9 protein-coding genes and 1 pseudogene are annotated in these 15,252 nt (G+C 68.4%); 8 read left to right on the top strand and 2 right to left on the bottom strand.

Annotation, left to right across the window (positions count from 1 at the left end):
- Positions 1-376 precede the first annotated feature (376 nt).
- Positions 377-847, bottom strand: a complete 471-nt coding sequence (locus UA75_RS17630) for an RpiB/LacA/LacB family sugar-phosphate isomerase (protein ID WP_075741175.1) — start codon at positions 845-847, stop codon at positions 377-379.
- 703 nt (positions 848-1,550) lie between these two features.
- On the opposite strand from UA75_RS17630, the gene UA75_RS17620 reads away from it, so the two are divergent.
- The 3 genes and pseudogenes from UA75_RS17620 to UA75_RS34640 form a co-directional block, all read left to right on the top strand.
- Entirely contained in the window at positions 1,551-2,708 is a 1,158-nt protein-coding gene (locus UA75_RS17620; protein WP_075741173.1) for an NAD-dependent formate dehydrogenase, read from the top strand.
- A gap of 308 nt (positions 2,709-3,016) precedes the next feature.
- A complete protein-coding gene (locus UA75_RS17615; protein WP_075741172.1) occupies positions 3,017-3,724 on the top strand; it encodes an NUDIX hydrolase in 708 nt (235 codons plus the stop codon).
- Between the two features lie 184 nt (positions 3,725-3,908).
- A pseudogene (locus UA75_RS34640) lies at positions 3,909-4,319 on the top strand (NUDIX domain-containing protein); the annotation flags it as partial.
- A gap of 25 nt (positions 4,320-4,344) precedes the next feature.
- Here the strand turns inward: UA75_RS34640 and UA75_RS17605 are convergent.
- Positions 4,345-5,082, bottom strand: coding sequence for an NUDIX hydrolase (locus UA75_RS17605; protein WP_075741170.1), 738 nt, complete (start codon positions 5,080-5,082; stop codon positions 4,345-4,347).
- A 298-nt stretch (positions 5,083-5,380) separates the two neighbouring features.
- On the opposite strand from UA75_RS17605, the gene UA75_RS17600 reads away from it, so the two are divergent.
- The 5 genes from UA75_RS17600 (at position 5,381) to UA75_RS17575 (ending at position 15,246) form a co-directional block, all read left to right on the top strand.
- A complete protein-coding gene (locus tag UA75_RS17600; RefSeq protein ID WP_075741169.1) occupies positions 5,381-6,292 on the top strand; it encodes a 5'-methylthioadenosine/S-adenosylhomocysteine nucleosidase in 912 nt (303 codons plus the stop codon).
- Positions 6,289-8,337, top strand: coding sequence for a hypothetical protein (locus tag UA75_RS17595; protein ID WP_075741168.1), 2,049 nt, complete (start codon positions 6,289-6,291; stop codon positions 8,335-8,337). Before UA75_RS17600 ends, UA75_RS17595 begins: the two co-directional genes overlap by 4 nt.
- 1,300 nt (positions 8,338-9,637) lie before the next feature.
- Positions 9,638-11,068, top strand: coding sequence for a non-reducing end alpha-L-arabinofuranosidase family hydrolase (locus tag UA75_RS17585; protein ID WP_075743918.1), 1,431 nt, complete (start codon positions 9,638-9,640; stop codon positions 11,066-11,068).
- 392 nt (positions 11,069-11,460) lie between these two features.
- Positions 11,461-13,422: a glycoside hydrolase family 127 protein gene (locus tag UA75_RS17580; RefSeq protein ID WP_157434263.1), complete on the top strand. Its 1,962-nt coding sequence runs from the start codon at positions 11,461-11,463 to the stop codon at positions 13,420-13,422.
- Positions 13,423-13,524: 102 nt separating this feature from the next.
- A complete protein-coding gene (locus UA75_RS17575) occupies positions 13,525-15,246 on the top strand; it encodes an ABC transporter substrate-binding protein (RefSeq protein WP_075741166.1) in 1,722 nt (573 codons plus the stop codon).
- The last annotated feature ends 6 nt before the right edge of the window (positions 15,247-15,252 follow it).

The following is a 15,252-nucleotide window of genomic DNA, read 5'->3' as shown; positions in this document are numbered from 1 at the left end:
GCACCTGGGTGCCGGTGAGCAGGGCATGGATGACACCGATGCCGATGCCCATCGCCGGCAGCAGGGACACCTGCGTGGCGGCGTTGGCCAACAGGAACATCGGGATGCCGAACCCGATCGCCAGCAGGCAGGCCGTGAGGTACACGCGGCGTCTGCCGACGCGGTCGGTGAGCCAGCCCGCGAAGACCGTGACTCCCACGGCCGGCAGACTCGCCGCCACCAGCGCGGTGAGCGCGGCGGGTCGGTCGCCCGCGTGGCCAGTGCCGTCTTGAGCTTTCCGGGTGTCCCGTGTTCCGCGCGGCGTCTGCTGTCGGCGTCCGCTGTCATGAGCCTGACTCCTTCGCTCTGCTGGATCGGCGGTGCTGACCGAAGGAGCTCAGCCGGACGCGGTCAGCTCCCGTGCCGACCGCAGCTCCAGCTCGCGCAGCTTCGCGACCCGTCGAATCGTGTCGGCGTCGTCGTCGAAGCGGGCGCCGAGGAAGGACTCCAGCACCTCGGCGGCGGGCGCCGGGCCGATCAGCCACGCGCCCATGGCGATCGCGTTGGCGTCGTCGTGCTCCACGTTCTGGTGCGCCGAGTAGACGTTGTGTCCGAGTGCGCAGCGGATGCCCGAGATCTTGTTCGCCGCCATGACGGCGCCGACGCCCGTGCCGCACACCAGCACGGCTCGGTCCGCCTCGCCTCGACGGACCGCGTCGCAGGTCGCGAAGGTGATGTCCGGAAAGTCCACCGGCGCGTCGTCGTCGGTGCCGTGATCGGCGACCTCGTGGCCGAGACGACGCAGCACCGAGGCGACGTGATTCTTGAGCGGGTAGCCAGCGTGGTCGTTGCCCAGCGCGATCCTCATGGTCGGTCCTTCCCGTCGGCGCAGCGTGTTCGGACCCGGCGGTGTTCGGGCCCGTCGTCTTCAGGGCTGTCGTCTTCAGAGCTGCCAGAGTGCCGGGGCATCGGTCGTCTATCGGCGCGGATTCAGCCGTTCGGCGGCACCAACGGAGCGGAAGATCCGCGCGGTGACCGTGCGGGGCCCGGTGTGGTGTCGGCGAACGGCCGAACTCGGCCGGTGCGGGTGGAACCGGCCTGCGGCCCGGCGACAGGGCCTGCTCGCAGTCGGCCAAGTGCGGTCCGGGATGCGGCGTCGTGGATGGTCATCGTCGAGGCCACGCTGCACTCCGATCGCCGTCCTGCGCCGGAGGCGGTGTTTCAGGCCCGGCGAAGATCCTCCCGAGACTGACCCCGGCCGAAGAGGTGTGTCAAGGCCGCAGCCGAAGGTCGGTCCGGGCGTCGACGACGGTCGGCACACGCAGGCCGGTGCGACACCGTGGGGCCGCTCTGTGCCGGTTCGCCCTCGCGGACCGCGATCGGAGTCGGACCGTCGCCGTCGGACCACCGGTCGGATTCCGACAGCTCCAGGACATTTTCGTGCCAGGTCACGGGCGCCGTTGCGCTCGGCAGTGGTCCGTCGGCACGACGGGGCAGCATCGCGCGATGATTGTCGGCCGCGGTCAGTGGGTAGGCAGGAAGACAGTCCGCGTGTGAGGAGGAAGAAGCACATGGCGAAGATTCTCTGCGTCCTCTACGACGACCCGGCAGACGGCTTTCCGCCGCGATATGCGCGGGACGACATCCCGACGATCGATCGTTATCCCGACGGTCAGTCGACGCCCACGCCCGAGGGCCTCGACTTCCGCCCTGGCGAACTGGTCGGCAGCGTCTCGGGGGGTCTCGGGCTCCGGAACTTCCTCGAACGGGCCGGACACGAGTTCGTCGTCACCTCCGACAAGGAAGGTCCCGACTCGGTGTTCGAGCGGGAGTTGCCCGACGCCGACGTGGTGATCTCGCAGCCGTTCTGGCCCGCCTACCTCACCTCGGACCTGATCGCGAAGGCGCCCCGCTTGAGGCTCGCGATCACCGCCGGGATCGGCTCGGACCACGTCGATCTGAAGGCCGCCGTCGAGAACAAGGTCACGGTGGCGGAGGCGACGTACTCGAACAGCATCAGCGTCGCCGAGCACGCCGTCATGCAGATCCTGGCCCTGGTCCGGGATTACCTGCCCGCGCATCGCCTGGTCACCGACGATCGGGGCTGGCACATCGCCGACGCCGCGCAGCGTTCCTACGACCTCGAGGGCATGGCGGTCGGGGTGATGGCGGCGGGCCGCATCGGCGTCGCCGTCCTGCGCCGACTCGCGCCGTTCGACGTCACGCTGCACTACACGGACAAGAATCGGCTGCCCATCGAGCTGGAGGAGGAACTGAACCTGGTCTTTCACGAGGACGTCCGCTCGCTGGCGTCCGCCGTCGACGTGCTGTCGATCCATGCGCCGCTGCATCCCGAGACGAAGGGGCTCTTCGACGATGAGCTGATCGGGTCGATGAAGCGAGGCTCCTACCTCGTCAACACCGCGCGCGCCGCCATCTGCGACCGAGACGCCGTGGTCCGGGCCGTGGAGAGCGGTCGCCTCGCGGGCTACGCGGGCGACGTGTGGTACCCGCAGCCGCCGCCTGCCGACCACCCCTGGCGGAACATGCCGCATCAGGGCATGACCCCGCACGTCTCGGGAACGACGTTGTCGGCACAGGCGCGATATGCCGCCGCCACGCGGGAGATCCTGGAGAACTGGCTGGCGGGAACGCCGATCCGTGACGAGTATCTGATCGTCGACCAGGGGCACCTGGCCGGGTCGGGATCTCGGTCGTACACGACGTGACCTGAGGTCCTGCTCACGGTGGGCGTCGCAGCGCAGGCGGTCGCGCCTGCGAGACGTCGTGGTCTGGCCGAGGGCGGCGGCCGGACCACCGGTCGCGGGCCTTCGCGGTCAGGTGCGCGACCTGGTGTTCGCCGCCGGGTGGCTGGGCCGAGCGAGAGCCCGCCTGTTCGGCGGGCGCGGGTCGTGCTGACGGCCCGGTCCTGGACCGGCGACAGCGCCGACCGAATCATCGGGCAGCTCCCGTTCTCTTCGTCCTGAGCAGGCCTTCCACGGGGGTCGAGGCCTTCGCGCTCAGTACCCTCCCCGGCATGAGCCGCGCCCGCCAGGTCCTCATGTTCACCGCAGACCTCGTGATCCTGACCATCCGAGACGGAGCACTGTGTCTGCTCGTCGTGGAGCGGGGCAACGAGCCGTTCCTCGGGCGTTTCGCGTTGCCGGGGGGATTCCTGCGTGGTGACGAGAGTATCGAGCAGACTGCGGCGCGAGAGCTGTCGGAGGAGACTGGAGTCGACGCCGCAACGCTGTATCTCCAGCAGGTCGGCGTCTACTCCAGGCCGGATCGCGATCCGCGTCGTCCGAGGGTGGTCACGTGCGCTCACCTGGCCATCGCTCCGGACCTTCCACTCCCGTCCGCAGGATCGGATGCCCGAACGGCACGGTGGCTGCCGATCGCCGAGGTCCGCACACTCGCTGACGGCCTTGCCTTCGACCACGATGAGATCCTCCGAGACGCGCTGGAACTGGCTCGTGCGGAGCTGCAGTTCCGCACCATCGCCACCGCCTTCTGCCCTCCAGAGTTCACGATCAGTGATCTTCGGGAGGTGTACGAGCGCGTGTGGGGGGTCGAATTGGACAGATCCAACTTCCACCGCAAGGTCACCGAGGCAGAAGGTTTCGTCATCGCGACGGGCCGTAGACGTGCCACCGTCAACGGAAGGCCTGCCGCCTTGTTCCGGGCGGGCGATGCGGCAACCCTGACGCCGCCGATGATGAGGCCCCGGCCGGCGGCCTCGTGAGTCGGCGGAGCTGCCAGGCCGACGAGTTGCTTCTGGGGGCGCCCGCCAGCGCGCAGACGCCGAGACCAGATGGACACCGAACCGGATCACCCCTTGTGGTCAACGAGACCATAAGAGGATGCTCCGGTTGGAGGGTCTGGTCAAGTACTTGATGTCAATCTGACAATAACCTAGCGTGATCACCATGAACACTCATTGTCGACCGAAGTCGAAGGCCGCGCGGTGGACGGCGGACGTGGTGTTGTTCACCAAGGAGACCGGCGTGCTGTCGGTGCTCGTCGTGGAGCGCGCCAAGGAGCCGTATCGGGCGGCGCTCGCGCTGCCGGGCGGATTCGTCGAACCGGGCGAGCGCCCGGTGGACGCCGCCGCCCGCGAGCTCTGCGAAGAGACCGGGGTTCTACTGGCCGCAGATCGTCTGCAGCGGTTCGGCTGCTATGGGCGACCCGGTCGGGACCCTCGAGGCCCCGTCGTCAGCGTGGCTCATCACGGCTACCTTCCCGGCGCGCCGCCGGTCGTCGGGGGCGACGACGCGAGCCGGGCGGCGTGGGTCGGCCTGCCCGAACTGTTCGCGATCGAGGAACTCGCCTTCGACCACCGGGACATCATCGGTGACGCCGTCTTCAGGAGGTTTGGATGGCGGATGCCGGTCTCGGTGGACAAGGGCGCAACATCGCCGGGTGGAGGAGATGGGCGGAACCCCGCCGGAAGAGGGCTGCCGGGCGACCTCCGTGTCGCACCGTCTGTCGTCCCGTCGGAACCAGGAAATCCGTCACACCGGTGACCTTCCGATGGAAGTTCCGCGGGTCGAGATGCTCATCCCACACGATCTCGTACACCTGGCGGAGGTCGGTGACCGTGAACTCAGGGTCACAGAAGGTTGCCGCGAGAGTCGTGTACTCAAGCTTGCTGCGCGCCCGTTCGACCGCCGCATCGATGATCTGGCGGTGGTCGAAGGCCAGCTGGGTGTCTCCTTTCAGGATGGTGGACGTCGGAACCCAGGACGCGGCACGAGCATCGCCGCCTGCCTGCGGTGTCGCCGTCCCGACGACGAAAGCGAGGTAGCAGACCGTGACGACACGTTGCCGTGGATCGCGATCCGGTTCGCCATACGTGCCGAGCTGTTCCCAGTGAAGCCGGGATGCGTCCAGACCGGTCTCCTCCGCCAGTTCGCGCGCCGCTGCGGCGTCGAGGCTCTCCCCGGCATCGTGGAGGAATCCGCCGGGCAGGGCGGGCAGACCTCGATACGGCTCGACACCGCGTTCGACGAGCATGATCTGGAACATGCCGTCCATGACGGTGAACACCGCGAGGTCCACGGCGATCGCGATCGAGGGGATCGTCCATGGGGCCTCGGGCATGACGTCGCTTTCGGATGCTGCGGCGGGCGGGAATCGGCGTGTCCGGAGCGGCTCGCCGCAGACGCATGCTATCTCGTGTCGGCCTACGGCGCGGCTCGTTAGCGTCAGATTGACGAGAAGGAACCGGCTCGGCTAGCCTCCTCCCGCGCTGATCTTCGTCACAGCAGGCACATCGGCCCCATCGGACGGGGCCGATCGCTGTGGACACAGATCGTTCGGGCCGTCTCGCGGACTCGCCCCCGCACCCTTGTGCACAACGAGCGGACCTCGGCTGAGAGGTCCTCATGGGAGACGAGCGATGATCGTGATCCTGACCGCGTTGCCGGTCGAACAGCAGGCAGTCCTCGAACATCTGGTGGATGTCGAGGTGCACCCACACCGAGCAGGGACCCTCTTCGACGTCGGCTCACCGGCCGGGCGGTCGGCCACGCGGGTCGCGCTCGGCGTGACCGGTCCGGGAACCCTCGGCGCGGCCGCCCTCACCGAACGCGCGATCACGGAGTTCTCCCCGAGGGCGGTGATGTTCGTCGGCGTCGCAGGCGGACTCCGCTCCTGGCTGGAGATCGGTGATGTCGTGGTGGGCACCAAGATTCACGCCTATCACGGGGGGCGCAGCGAGGATCACGCCTTCCTGGTGCGTCCACGGTCATGGGACGCCTCACACGAACTCGAGCAGGTGGCTCGTCGGCTGCCCAGGAGCGACGCCTGGTATGGCGGCCTCGCAGGTCCGGGCGAGGGAGTCGCGCCGAGCGTCCACTTCGAGCCGATCGCTGCCGGAGACGTCGTACTGAACTCGGGAACCTCGCCGGTGGCGACCAGGATTCGCGAGAACTTCAACGACGCGGTGGCGATCGAGATGGAGAGCTCGGGCTTCGCCATCGCCGGACATCTCAGCGGCAGCGTGCCCATGGTGACCATCAGGTCCATCAGCGATCACGCAGACGGGACCAAGGAACTGACCGACGGCCGGGGCTCGCAACGCATCGCCGCGCGCAACGCGGCGGCGTTCGCCGTCGCCCTCGCCGCAGCGATCGACGAGGCGGCCGGAGCACGCAACGACCAGCAATCGGAAGCCGAACCCGGCAATGCCGATGCCGGCGGCGAAGCGGTTCGTGTCTCCAATGTCGCGCAGGGCAACGCACGAGTCGGCCAGCAGTTCGGAGTCAACCACGGGGGCGTCACGCTGACTTGGGGAGCGGACTCCAGGTGAACACTGCGGAATTCAGCGCGACGATGTCAGACCGGCGTGGTGGTGGCAGCCGCAACGAGGCGCGCGACGGGGCGACGGTAGGTCAACAGATCGGAGCGCTCTACGGCAACGCAGTCCACAACGAGAACGTCTACAACCTCGATCCCGGCGACATCCCCGAACGCAGGCACGAGGTCGCCCGAAACTTCCTCGCGGGAGGAACGCCTCGACCTGCCGAGCGCATCCTCGGCGAACTCCTCAGCACGGGGGAGGGGACCACTCAGCGGGCCTATCACTACTTCCTCGCCGTGGTCAGTGATCGGTCGTTCCACGACATCAAGACGGAGCACGTCGATTCGATCAGCGACGCTCGAAAGATGCTCGCCTTGCTGCGACACGACGAGTGGAGCGCCGCCTTTGAGGTGGTCTGGGAATTCCTGACGTTCGCACGGATGCGGATGCAGGGTGAGGCCGACGACAGTTCCCAGGTGGTCGCCTCGTTCAAGACTCTGCCGGACGCCCGACAGGAGGAGATCCATCTGCATCTGCAGATGATCCTCGGCACCGCCGAACAGGCCAGTCTCGACGCCGCTCGTGCCCAGCGGATCACCATCGAACGATTTCGGCCAGGTAGGCGGGCCCGAGCGTGGAAGTTCTTCGAGCCGGACCCGGCGACACCACGTCTGAGCGTGCCACCGGCGTCCGTCCCGGAGCCGGGGACCTGGCCGAGGATGATCATCGGGCTGCTGCTGACGGGGTTCGGTCTCTGGCAGGCGATGGCGGGTTCGACGATGGCCGGTTTCCTGGTGTTCCTGCCACTGGTGGCAGTCGGCGGTCATCTTGCTGTGAAACACGGCATCACCCGTCGGGCCTGGCAGGCCTGGAAACAACGACGGCGGAGCGAGGTCATGCCGGGAGCTCCGCTCGCGGCCGTCTCACCTGGACACTGGGTTCCCACCGCCTTCGTCAAGGAGATTTACCAACTCGTGGATCAGCGCTTCACCGACGCCCGTCCGCATCAGGCGGGCGACTGGCCCCGGTACGTCGGCGGCATCCGTGACCACCTCAAACGACGACTGGTGGCTCAGTACGGCAATGCCCGCCTGGAACCTGCGAAAGTAGACTGGTTGATCAGCTGGCATGCGCGACGTGTTGCGTCGGGCTGGCGGACGCAAGAGCTGTTCTGTTTCCCCGTGCCGTGCGAGCCGAGGTCTACTCGGCTGTGCACCGTGGGCGTCGTACTGGCGTCAGCCGCAGTGACGGTTCTGGCACTGAGCGGCGCGTACCTCGCCGTGGTGCTCCTCGGACTCGGAGGCGGTCTCGCGGTCGAGAGGATCACGCACCTCATGGGGCTTCGGCGGGCCGACGAGCTGCTTCTGCAGGATGCGCGAGATCTCCTCGAGCAGGAGACCGCGGCCTACGAGGAGCGTCGTCGCGAACTCGCCGATCGTCCGACGGATGCAGAGATGGCCCGGTGGCTTGCCTTGGACAAGATCTACCTGCGGAATGACGCGATGCGGCGCGCGAAGCTGGGCGAACACGACGTCGTCACCCATGTCGTGATGACGGAGGGCGCCGACGGCGCCCGTGCGCGAGTGGTGAAAGGGCCGCCGCGTTTCGCGCGGTACTCCGTACAGATATTTCTTCTCACCAGAAGCGGTGTGCGAGAGGCGCGCGTCGATCTGGACTTCCTCACCGGAGAGGCGCGCGACGAGCGCCGCAACCTGTTCAATTACAACTCGCTGGCCTCGGCCTCGGTGACGGAGAAGGGGGCCAGGGCCGCGGAGGTCGTCGGCGAGGATTTCCGCCTGGTGGAGTCGTTGCGGAGCCGCACGTTCCGGCTCACGCTGCTCAGTGGCGACGCCATCACTGTCGTCGCCGAGAACTTCCGTCAGCAGAAGGACGACGTCGTCGAGAACGACTCGGAGCTGTTCTCGGCAGCCCTGCAGACCTCGGGAATCGACGCGGCGCTTCCGATTCTCGAGGCGGTGGCGGCAGAGGGATCGGAATGGATCCTCCGAGACGAAGAGCGCCGTGCGCGGTGGTCGCGTGACTGGACGGCCTAGTCTCGGCACGGAACAGGCCAGGCGGGGACGACTTCTGCGATCGAGACACGTCGGGGCGGCGGGGGACTCGCCGACCTTCGGCAGGCCACCGCGTGTCGAGCCCGGGCCTGGAGACGACTGCGGACGGCGGCACGCCGACTGATCAGAACCGGAGGCGGGCGGATCTCTTCGGTTTGGCGGCGCATCGCCGGCCGGAGACCGCCCGTCGTCCCCTGCCCTGGAGAATCGACGTCAGCACCGGAAGGCCTGTGTCGTGGGTGGCTGGCCACAGGCCGGGTCGATCCTGCCGAGCCGTTCGCGAGTCGGGCGGGCCGAGCCCGGGGGAGTGGGGACGGCTGCCGATACCTTCATCACCCGGAACCGCCGTCGCCACCTTCGGACACCGGGCCTGCGGCGGCAGCGAAGGCTGCCGATCGGGTGCGGAGTCGCCTCCCGAATTCTTCGATGACATCGATGGAATTCTTCGTCGAACGACGATCGATCGCGACACGATCACTTCTTGGGTGCATTATTCGGCAGTCGTCCCGTTGGTGTATTGCGCATCGACGTGACGTGAGGATATGTTGTCATCGGTCTGGGATCTGTCGGTTCCCGAGAGGTTCCACAGGGAGTGCGTCGCCGTGATCACCGTCAATGCCGACGTGAGGAGTCCCGATGCGATCGATCCTTTCGCCGAGGAGGAACGACCGCTTCCCGCCGATCAGGAGTCACCGGTACGGTCCACCTCGCCGCGCATCGACATCGTGAATCGACGCGGTGGCCGCCACCAAGATCCTGCTCGTTCCGGGCGGGCGGCGACGTTCTCGTACGGTGACCGACGACGACGGCACACCCGCCGGACGGTGTGGATTCGCCTGCTGTGTTCGTCGTCGGTGACGACGTCCTCGTCGAGTTCTCCGGAGTGACTCCTCGGCTCTTCTGCGGGCGCTGTCGTCGAGACTCGACGAATTCGCCGTGATAATCCTCGCCGAGCTGCGGAATATGCCGGTTCAGCGACCTGATCTGGGAATCCTTTGTCGCGCCGACGCAATTCCGTCGGACGTGCGAGGTGTGTCGCGCACTGCCGTCGGAGCGGCCGTCGATCGTGTGATCAGCCCGTGCGGACCGCTAAGGACCGCTCGTCTCAGGTGGCGTGCGACGAGAGGAGCGACGAACCGCCCCGTCCGCAGTGGTCCCCGCCTGCCCCACCAGACCTGACCTCATTCGACTCACCGGCCTGCCCCGGCCCGATTCGCCGAGGTCACCCGCTGCCGGATCGCGAGCCGAGACGACGTCGCATTCCTGTCACGAAAGGATGCTCATGTCCGTATCCCGACGCCTCGCGGCCGCCCTGTCGCGGTCGGTCGCCACGGCGTCCGCGTTGCTCTTCGCGTCTGCACTGCTCACCGCCGCCGGCGCTCCCGCCGCCGCTTCTGCTGCGTCCGAGGCACAGGAAGGCTGCTCGGTCGACTATGCGACCGCGGCACAGTGGCCCGGCGGCTTCACCACGAACGTGACGATCAGGAACCTCGGTTCCGAGGTGAACGGCTGGTCGTTGACCTGGTCGTTCACCGCCGGACAGGGGGTCGATCATGCCTGGAACGCTGCAGTGACGCAGAACGGCTCCCAGGTCGTCGCGCGCGATGCCGGCCACAACGCGCGCATCCCGGCGGGCGGCTCGGTGTCATTCGGCTTCAACGGCACGACCTCCGGGACGACGACACCGCCGCCGACGATCTTCAGTCTCAACGGCACGAACTGTACGGGCGGCACCACGCCGCAGCCGCCGGACGGCAGCCTGCCGAACTCCTTCCAATGGTCGTCCACCGGGCCGATCATCAGCCCCAAACCCGATTCGGGCCACCCGGCGGTGTCGGTCAAGGACCCGTCCGTCGTCTATCACGACGGACGGTGGCATGTGTTCGCGACGGTGTACACCGACGGATACAACATGGTGTACACCAGTTTCAGTGACTGGTCCCAGGCGTCGTCGGCACCACACCACTACCTGGACCAGTCCGGGATCGGCCCCGGTTACCGAGCGGCGCCGCAGGTGTTCTACTTCGCCCCGCAGGGTCTGTGGTACCTCGTCTACCAGACGGGCGCGGGCGGCTCCTACTCCACGACGACGGACATCACCAGGCCGGAGACCTGGTCCGCGCCGAGGAACTTCTACTCCGCGATGCCCGAGATCATCCGGGACAACATCGGCGACGGCTACTGGGTCGACTTCTGGACGGTGTGCGACGCGGCGATGTGCTACCTGTTCTCCTCGGACGACAACGGTCACCTATACCGGTCCGAGACCACGGTCGCGAACTTCCCCGCCGGATTCACCAACACCGTGATCGCGATGGAGGACGCCGACCGCAACCGGCTGTTCGAGGCGGCGAACGTCTACCGGATTCAGGGCGATCAGGGCTACCTCCTGGTGCACGAGGCGATCGGCTCGGACGGTCGACGGTGGTTCCGGTCCTGGACCGCTCCGGCGATCACCGGACCGTGGACGGCCCTCGCCGACAGCGAGTCCCGCCCGTTCGCTCGGGCCAACAACGTGACGTTCCCAGGCGGACAGTGGAGCAGGGACATCAGTCACGGCGAGATGCTGCGTTCCGGCGTCGACCAGACGATGGAGATCAGCCCCTGCGATCTGCGCTACCTGTATCAGGGCCTGGACCCCGGGGCGGGCGGCGACTACAACCGCCTGCCGTGGCGGCTGGGACTGTTGACCCAGACGAACTCTCCCTGCTGATCCACCGGATCGGGGAGACCAGCCGACGCCGTCTCTCGCGTCCGTCGCCGCCGCCGAGCAGGCCGCTGCGACGGACCGAGGGGCGGCGCCTCGGGCTCAGGCGCCGGGCGCCGTCCCGGCGCACCGTCGATCCCTCGCCCCGAGCGTCCGCGGCGAGGTCGCCGACGAGCCGGGAGGGGGCAGGCGGCGTCGCGCCGAGGGGCAGGCCGATTGCCCGCCGAGCGGGCGATCGAGCCGCCGATCCCGTGACGCGCCCGGGTCCGGCCTGGTCACGGGAGCACAGGCCCGCAAGTTAAGGAAGTATTTCGCTGCGTTTTCACCCCTTTACAGCAGCGCTTTTCTCAGTAGTGTGTCACCCACTACATGGGGCTGGCCGGCGAAAGGACCCACGCATGGACCGTTCGACGAGAGCTGATCGAGGGGTGAGCATCCCCGAGCCCGCCCCGGGCACGGGCCCCCTCGCCGCCGTGCGACCCACGCCCGACCGCGTGCCCGTGACTCCCGCCGACCGCGTCGTCCTGCGTGGCGGGCTGCTCGCCGACTGGCAGGAGCGCAACCGGGCGGCGACCATCCCGCACACCATCGCGCAGTTGCGCGAGGCGGGCACCCTCGGCAATCTGCGCACCGTCGCCGAGGGGACCGGAGCGGAGTACGTCGGGCGCTACCCGTTCCTGGACACCGACGTCTACAAGACCCTGGAGGGCCTCGCCTACGAGATCGGCCGCGACGAGGTCGGCGAGGAGGTGACGGCGTTCTGGGACGAGGCCGTCGACCTCATCGAACGGGCGCAGCGGGCCGACGGGTATCTCAACTCCTTCGTGCAGAACGAGCACACCGCGCGCGAACCCTGGGAGGACCTCGCCTGGGGGCACGAGCTGTACAACCTCGGGCACCTCGTGCAGGCCGCCGTGGCCGCGAGCAGACAGGCGGGCGACGATCGGTTACTGCGGGTAGCCGTCCGGTTCGCTGATCTGGCCGTCACCCGGTTCGCGAACACGGGCGACGCGTGCGGACATCCCGAGGTGGAGATGGCCCTCGTCGAGCTGACCCGGCACACCGGGGACCGACGGTATCTCGACCTCGCCGCGTCCTTCGTGGACCGGCGCGGGCACGAATCCGTTCCGGCGACCTTCTTCTCGCCCGACTACTTCCAGGATGACGCGCCCTTCCGGGAGCTGACCGGGCTGCGCGGCCACGCCGTGCGGATGGTCTACCTCGCCGCGGGCGCCACCGACGTGGCGATCGAGCGGGGCGACGCCGCGCTGCTCGACGCGTCCCGACGGTTGTGGGACGACATGCTCGACACCAGGCTGTACCTCACGGGCGGGCTCGGCGCTCGACACTCCGACGAGGCGGTCGGCGACCGGTACGAGTTGCCCTCCGAACGCTCCTACTCGGAGACCTGCGCGGCGATCGGCACGATGCAGTGGGCCTGGCGCCTGCTGCTGGCCACCGGGGACGCGCGGTACGGCGACGTGTTCGAGCGGATCTTGTACAACGCCTACGCGGTGGCGCTCTCCCAGCGGGGCACCGCCTTCTCCTACGACAATCCGCTGCAGCGTCGTCCCGAACACCGGCAGGGCGGCGGCGCCCCGGCCGGATCGCCGCCGCGCCGCGAGTGGTTCGGGTGCGCGTGCTGCCCGCCGAACGTCATCCGCTGGATGGCCGAGCTGCCGGACCACTTGGCCGTCGCCACCCAGACCGGCGTCGGGGTGATCGTCTACGCCGACGCCGACGTCGACACCGAGCGGATCGCAGTGAGCATCCGGACCGCCTACCCGGACGACGGGCGAGTCACCCTGACGGTCGGCCGCGCCGAACCGGGTGCGGAACTCGCCCTGCGGATTCCCGCCTGGGCCGACGGCGCGACCGCCCGGGTCGCAGGCGAGGAGGTGCCGGTCGAGGCCGTCGACGGCTGGCTTCGGCTGCGTCATGACTGGGTACCCGGCACCGTCGTCGAACTCGACCTGCCCATGCCGGTGCGCCTCCACGGCGCGCACCCGGCGGTCGACGCGCTCCGAGGCTCGATCGCCGTCGCCAGAGGACCCGTCGTCTACTGCGCCGAGCAGCAGGACCAGCAGGTTCCGCTCGACGACATCGTCCTGAGCCCCGCCGACCTCGGCTCCGCCCGCGTCCGCGTCGACCGGCTCGGTTCTGATCCCGACACCGACGTCCTCCGCATCGCAGTGGACGTCCGAACGCGACCGTCGACGTCCGCCGAGCTGTACCCGGTGCTCGGGACGGCCGACGAGCCGGAACCGGCGGGAGAGCCGACCACCGTCGACCTCGTGCCGTACCGGCTGTGGGCCAACCGGGGACCCGGCGCCATGCGGGTCTGGCTCCGAGCCGGGTGATGCCCACCGCGGCACCCCCTCTTCCGCACCACCTGATCTCGCAGCACCCGCTCTCTTCAGGGCACTCAAGTACCCCCCGACGCATCCGGGAGTGAAGGAATCATGGCCACACATCGCAGAGCACGCGCCGCGATCGGAATCTGTACGGTCGCCGCGCTGACACTCACCGCATGCGGCGGGTCCGGAGACGACGCCGACGACGTCGTCACCACCGACGGCGGCTTCGCCCTCAACACCGGGGAGACCGAGCAGGGCGGCATCGTGACCGTGCTGGGCACCGTCGACCTCTCCCACCTCGATCCGGCGATGGGCAACGACGGCAATGTCAACAACGTCTACGAGCTGATCTATCGCCAGCTCACCGACTTCGTCTACGACGAGGAGACCGGCGAGCTGGAGATCGTGGGCGACCTGGCCGTCGGCCCGGGGGAGTCCAACGAGGACGCCACCGAGTGGACGTACACGCTCAAGGACGGACTGCGGTACGAGGACGGCCGCGAGATCACCTCGGCCGACGTGAAGTACGGCATCGAACGGTCCCTGGACCCCGCGTTGGCGATCGGCTCGGACTTCCACGAGATCATCGACGGAGCCAGGGAGTACGCAGGCGTCTACGCGGCGCCGGAGGGCCTGGACTCCATCCAGACGCCGGACGACAAGACGATCGTGTTCACCCTTCAGGGGCCGCTGGCCGGTTTCGACGCCGTCGCCGCCACCCAGCCCTTCACGCCGTTCCCGGTGGGCGAGGTGACGGTGGACCAGCTGGATGAGCAGCCCATCTCGTCCGGTCCGTACCGGGTGGAGGAGTACACGCGGGGCGAACGCCTCACGCTCGTCCGCAACGAGGAGTGGGACCCGGCGACCGACGAGACCCGCGCCGCGTCGCCGGACGGCTACGAGTTCCTCTTCGGGATCGACGGCAACACGGTCGACCAGCGGATGGTCTCCGGGCAGGGCGCTGACGCGAACGCGATGGCGTCGAGCACCAACGGCCTGCAGCCTGCCTCCCTCGCCCAGGTCATGTCCGATCCGGCGTTCCAGCAGCGCACCGTCCGCTCGCTGCCCACCTGCACCATGTACATGTCGATGAACAACAGCCACGAGGCGTTGTCCGACGTCCGGGTGCGGCAGGCCATCAACCACGCGGTCGACAAGGAGAGCGTCGTCACCGCCACCGGCGGCCCGGCGATGGCCGAACCGGCGCACACGATGCTCACGCCGTCGGTGCCAGAACGGCAGGAGTTCGACCTCTACCCGACGGATCAGGACCTGGCGATCGAACTCCTGGCGGAGGCGGGCATCGCCGAGGGCGAGCTGACGCTGACCCTCGACGTCCGGGCGCTGCCGAAGTGGCAGGCCCAGGCGGAGTCCGTGCAGCAGTCCCTCGGGGCGGTGGGCATCAACGTCGAGCTGAACGTCATCGATGCGGCGACCTTCTACGAGGTCATCGCCACCCCCGCCCAGCAGAACGAGCTGGCCATCACGGGCTGGTGCTCGTCGTGGATGTCGGGTTACCCGCTGCTGACTCCGCTGTTCGACGGCGACAACGTCACCGACACCGGCAACACCAACATCAGCCAGTTCGACGAGTCGGTGATCAACGACCGGTTCGACGAGATCGAGGCGATCGCGGACGTCGACGAGCAGAACGTCGCCTACGGCGAGCTGGACCGGGAGATCATGGAGTTCGCCCCCGTCGTGCCGCTGGTGCGGGAGACGCCGCTGCAGATGGTCGGCGAGAACATCGGCAACGCCTTCGCCAGCTCCGCCCGCAGCGGGTACGTCGACTACTCGTCCGTCGGCTTGAAGAACCCGCAGGGGTGACGTCGC

Origin of the sequence: Actinoalloteichus sp. GBA129-24 (assembly GCF_001941645.1) — a bacterium.
Taxonomy (GTDB): domain Bacteria; phylum Actinomycetota; class Actinomycetes; order Mycobacteriales; family Pseudonocardiaceae; genus Actinoalloteichus_A; species Actinoalloteichus_A fjordicus.
The sequence above is the reverse complement of the archived record's forward strand: the minus strand, read 5'-3'. Positions and strand labels throughout refer to the sequence as shown.

Coding starts and splice junctions, on each gene's coding strand:
- UA75_RS17605 (WP_075741170.1), bottom strand. CDS start 5,082: ATGCCCGAGGCCCCATGGACGATCCCCTCGATCGCGATCGCCGTGGAC.
- UA75_RS17630 (WP_075741175.1), bottom strand. CDS start 847: ATGAGGATCGCGCTGGGCAACGACCACGCTGGCTACCCGCTCAAGAAT.
- UA75_RS17600 (WP_075741169.1), top strand. CDS start 5,381: ATGATCGTGATCCTGACCGCGTTGCCGGTCGAACAGCAGGCAGTCCTC.
- UA75_RS17575 (WP_075741166.1), top strand. CDS start 13,525: ATGGCCACACATCGCAGAGCACGCGCCGCGATCGGAATCTGTACGGTC.
- UA75_RS17585 (WP_075743918.1), top strand. CDS start 9,638: ATGTCCGTATCCCGACGCCTCGCGGCCGCCCTGTCGCGGTCGGTCGCC.
- UA75_RS17620 (WP_075741173.1), top strand. CDS start 1,551: ATGGCGAAGATTCTCTGCGTCCTCTACGACGACCCGGCAGACGGCTTT.
- UA75_RS17580 (WP_157434263.1), top strand. CDS start 11,461: ATGGACCGTTCGACGAGAGCTGATCGAGGGGTGAGCATCCCCGAGCCC.
- UA75_RS17615 (WP_075741172.1), top strand. CDS start 3,017: ATGAGCCGCGCCCGCCAGGTCCTCATGTTCACCGCAGACCTCGTGATC.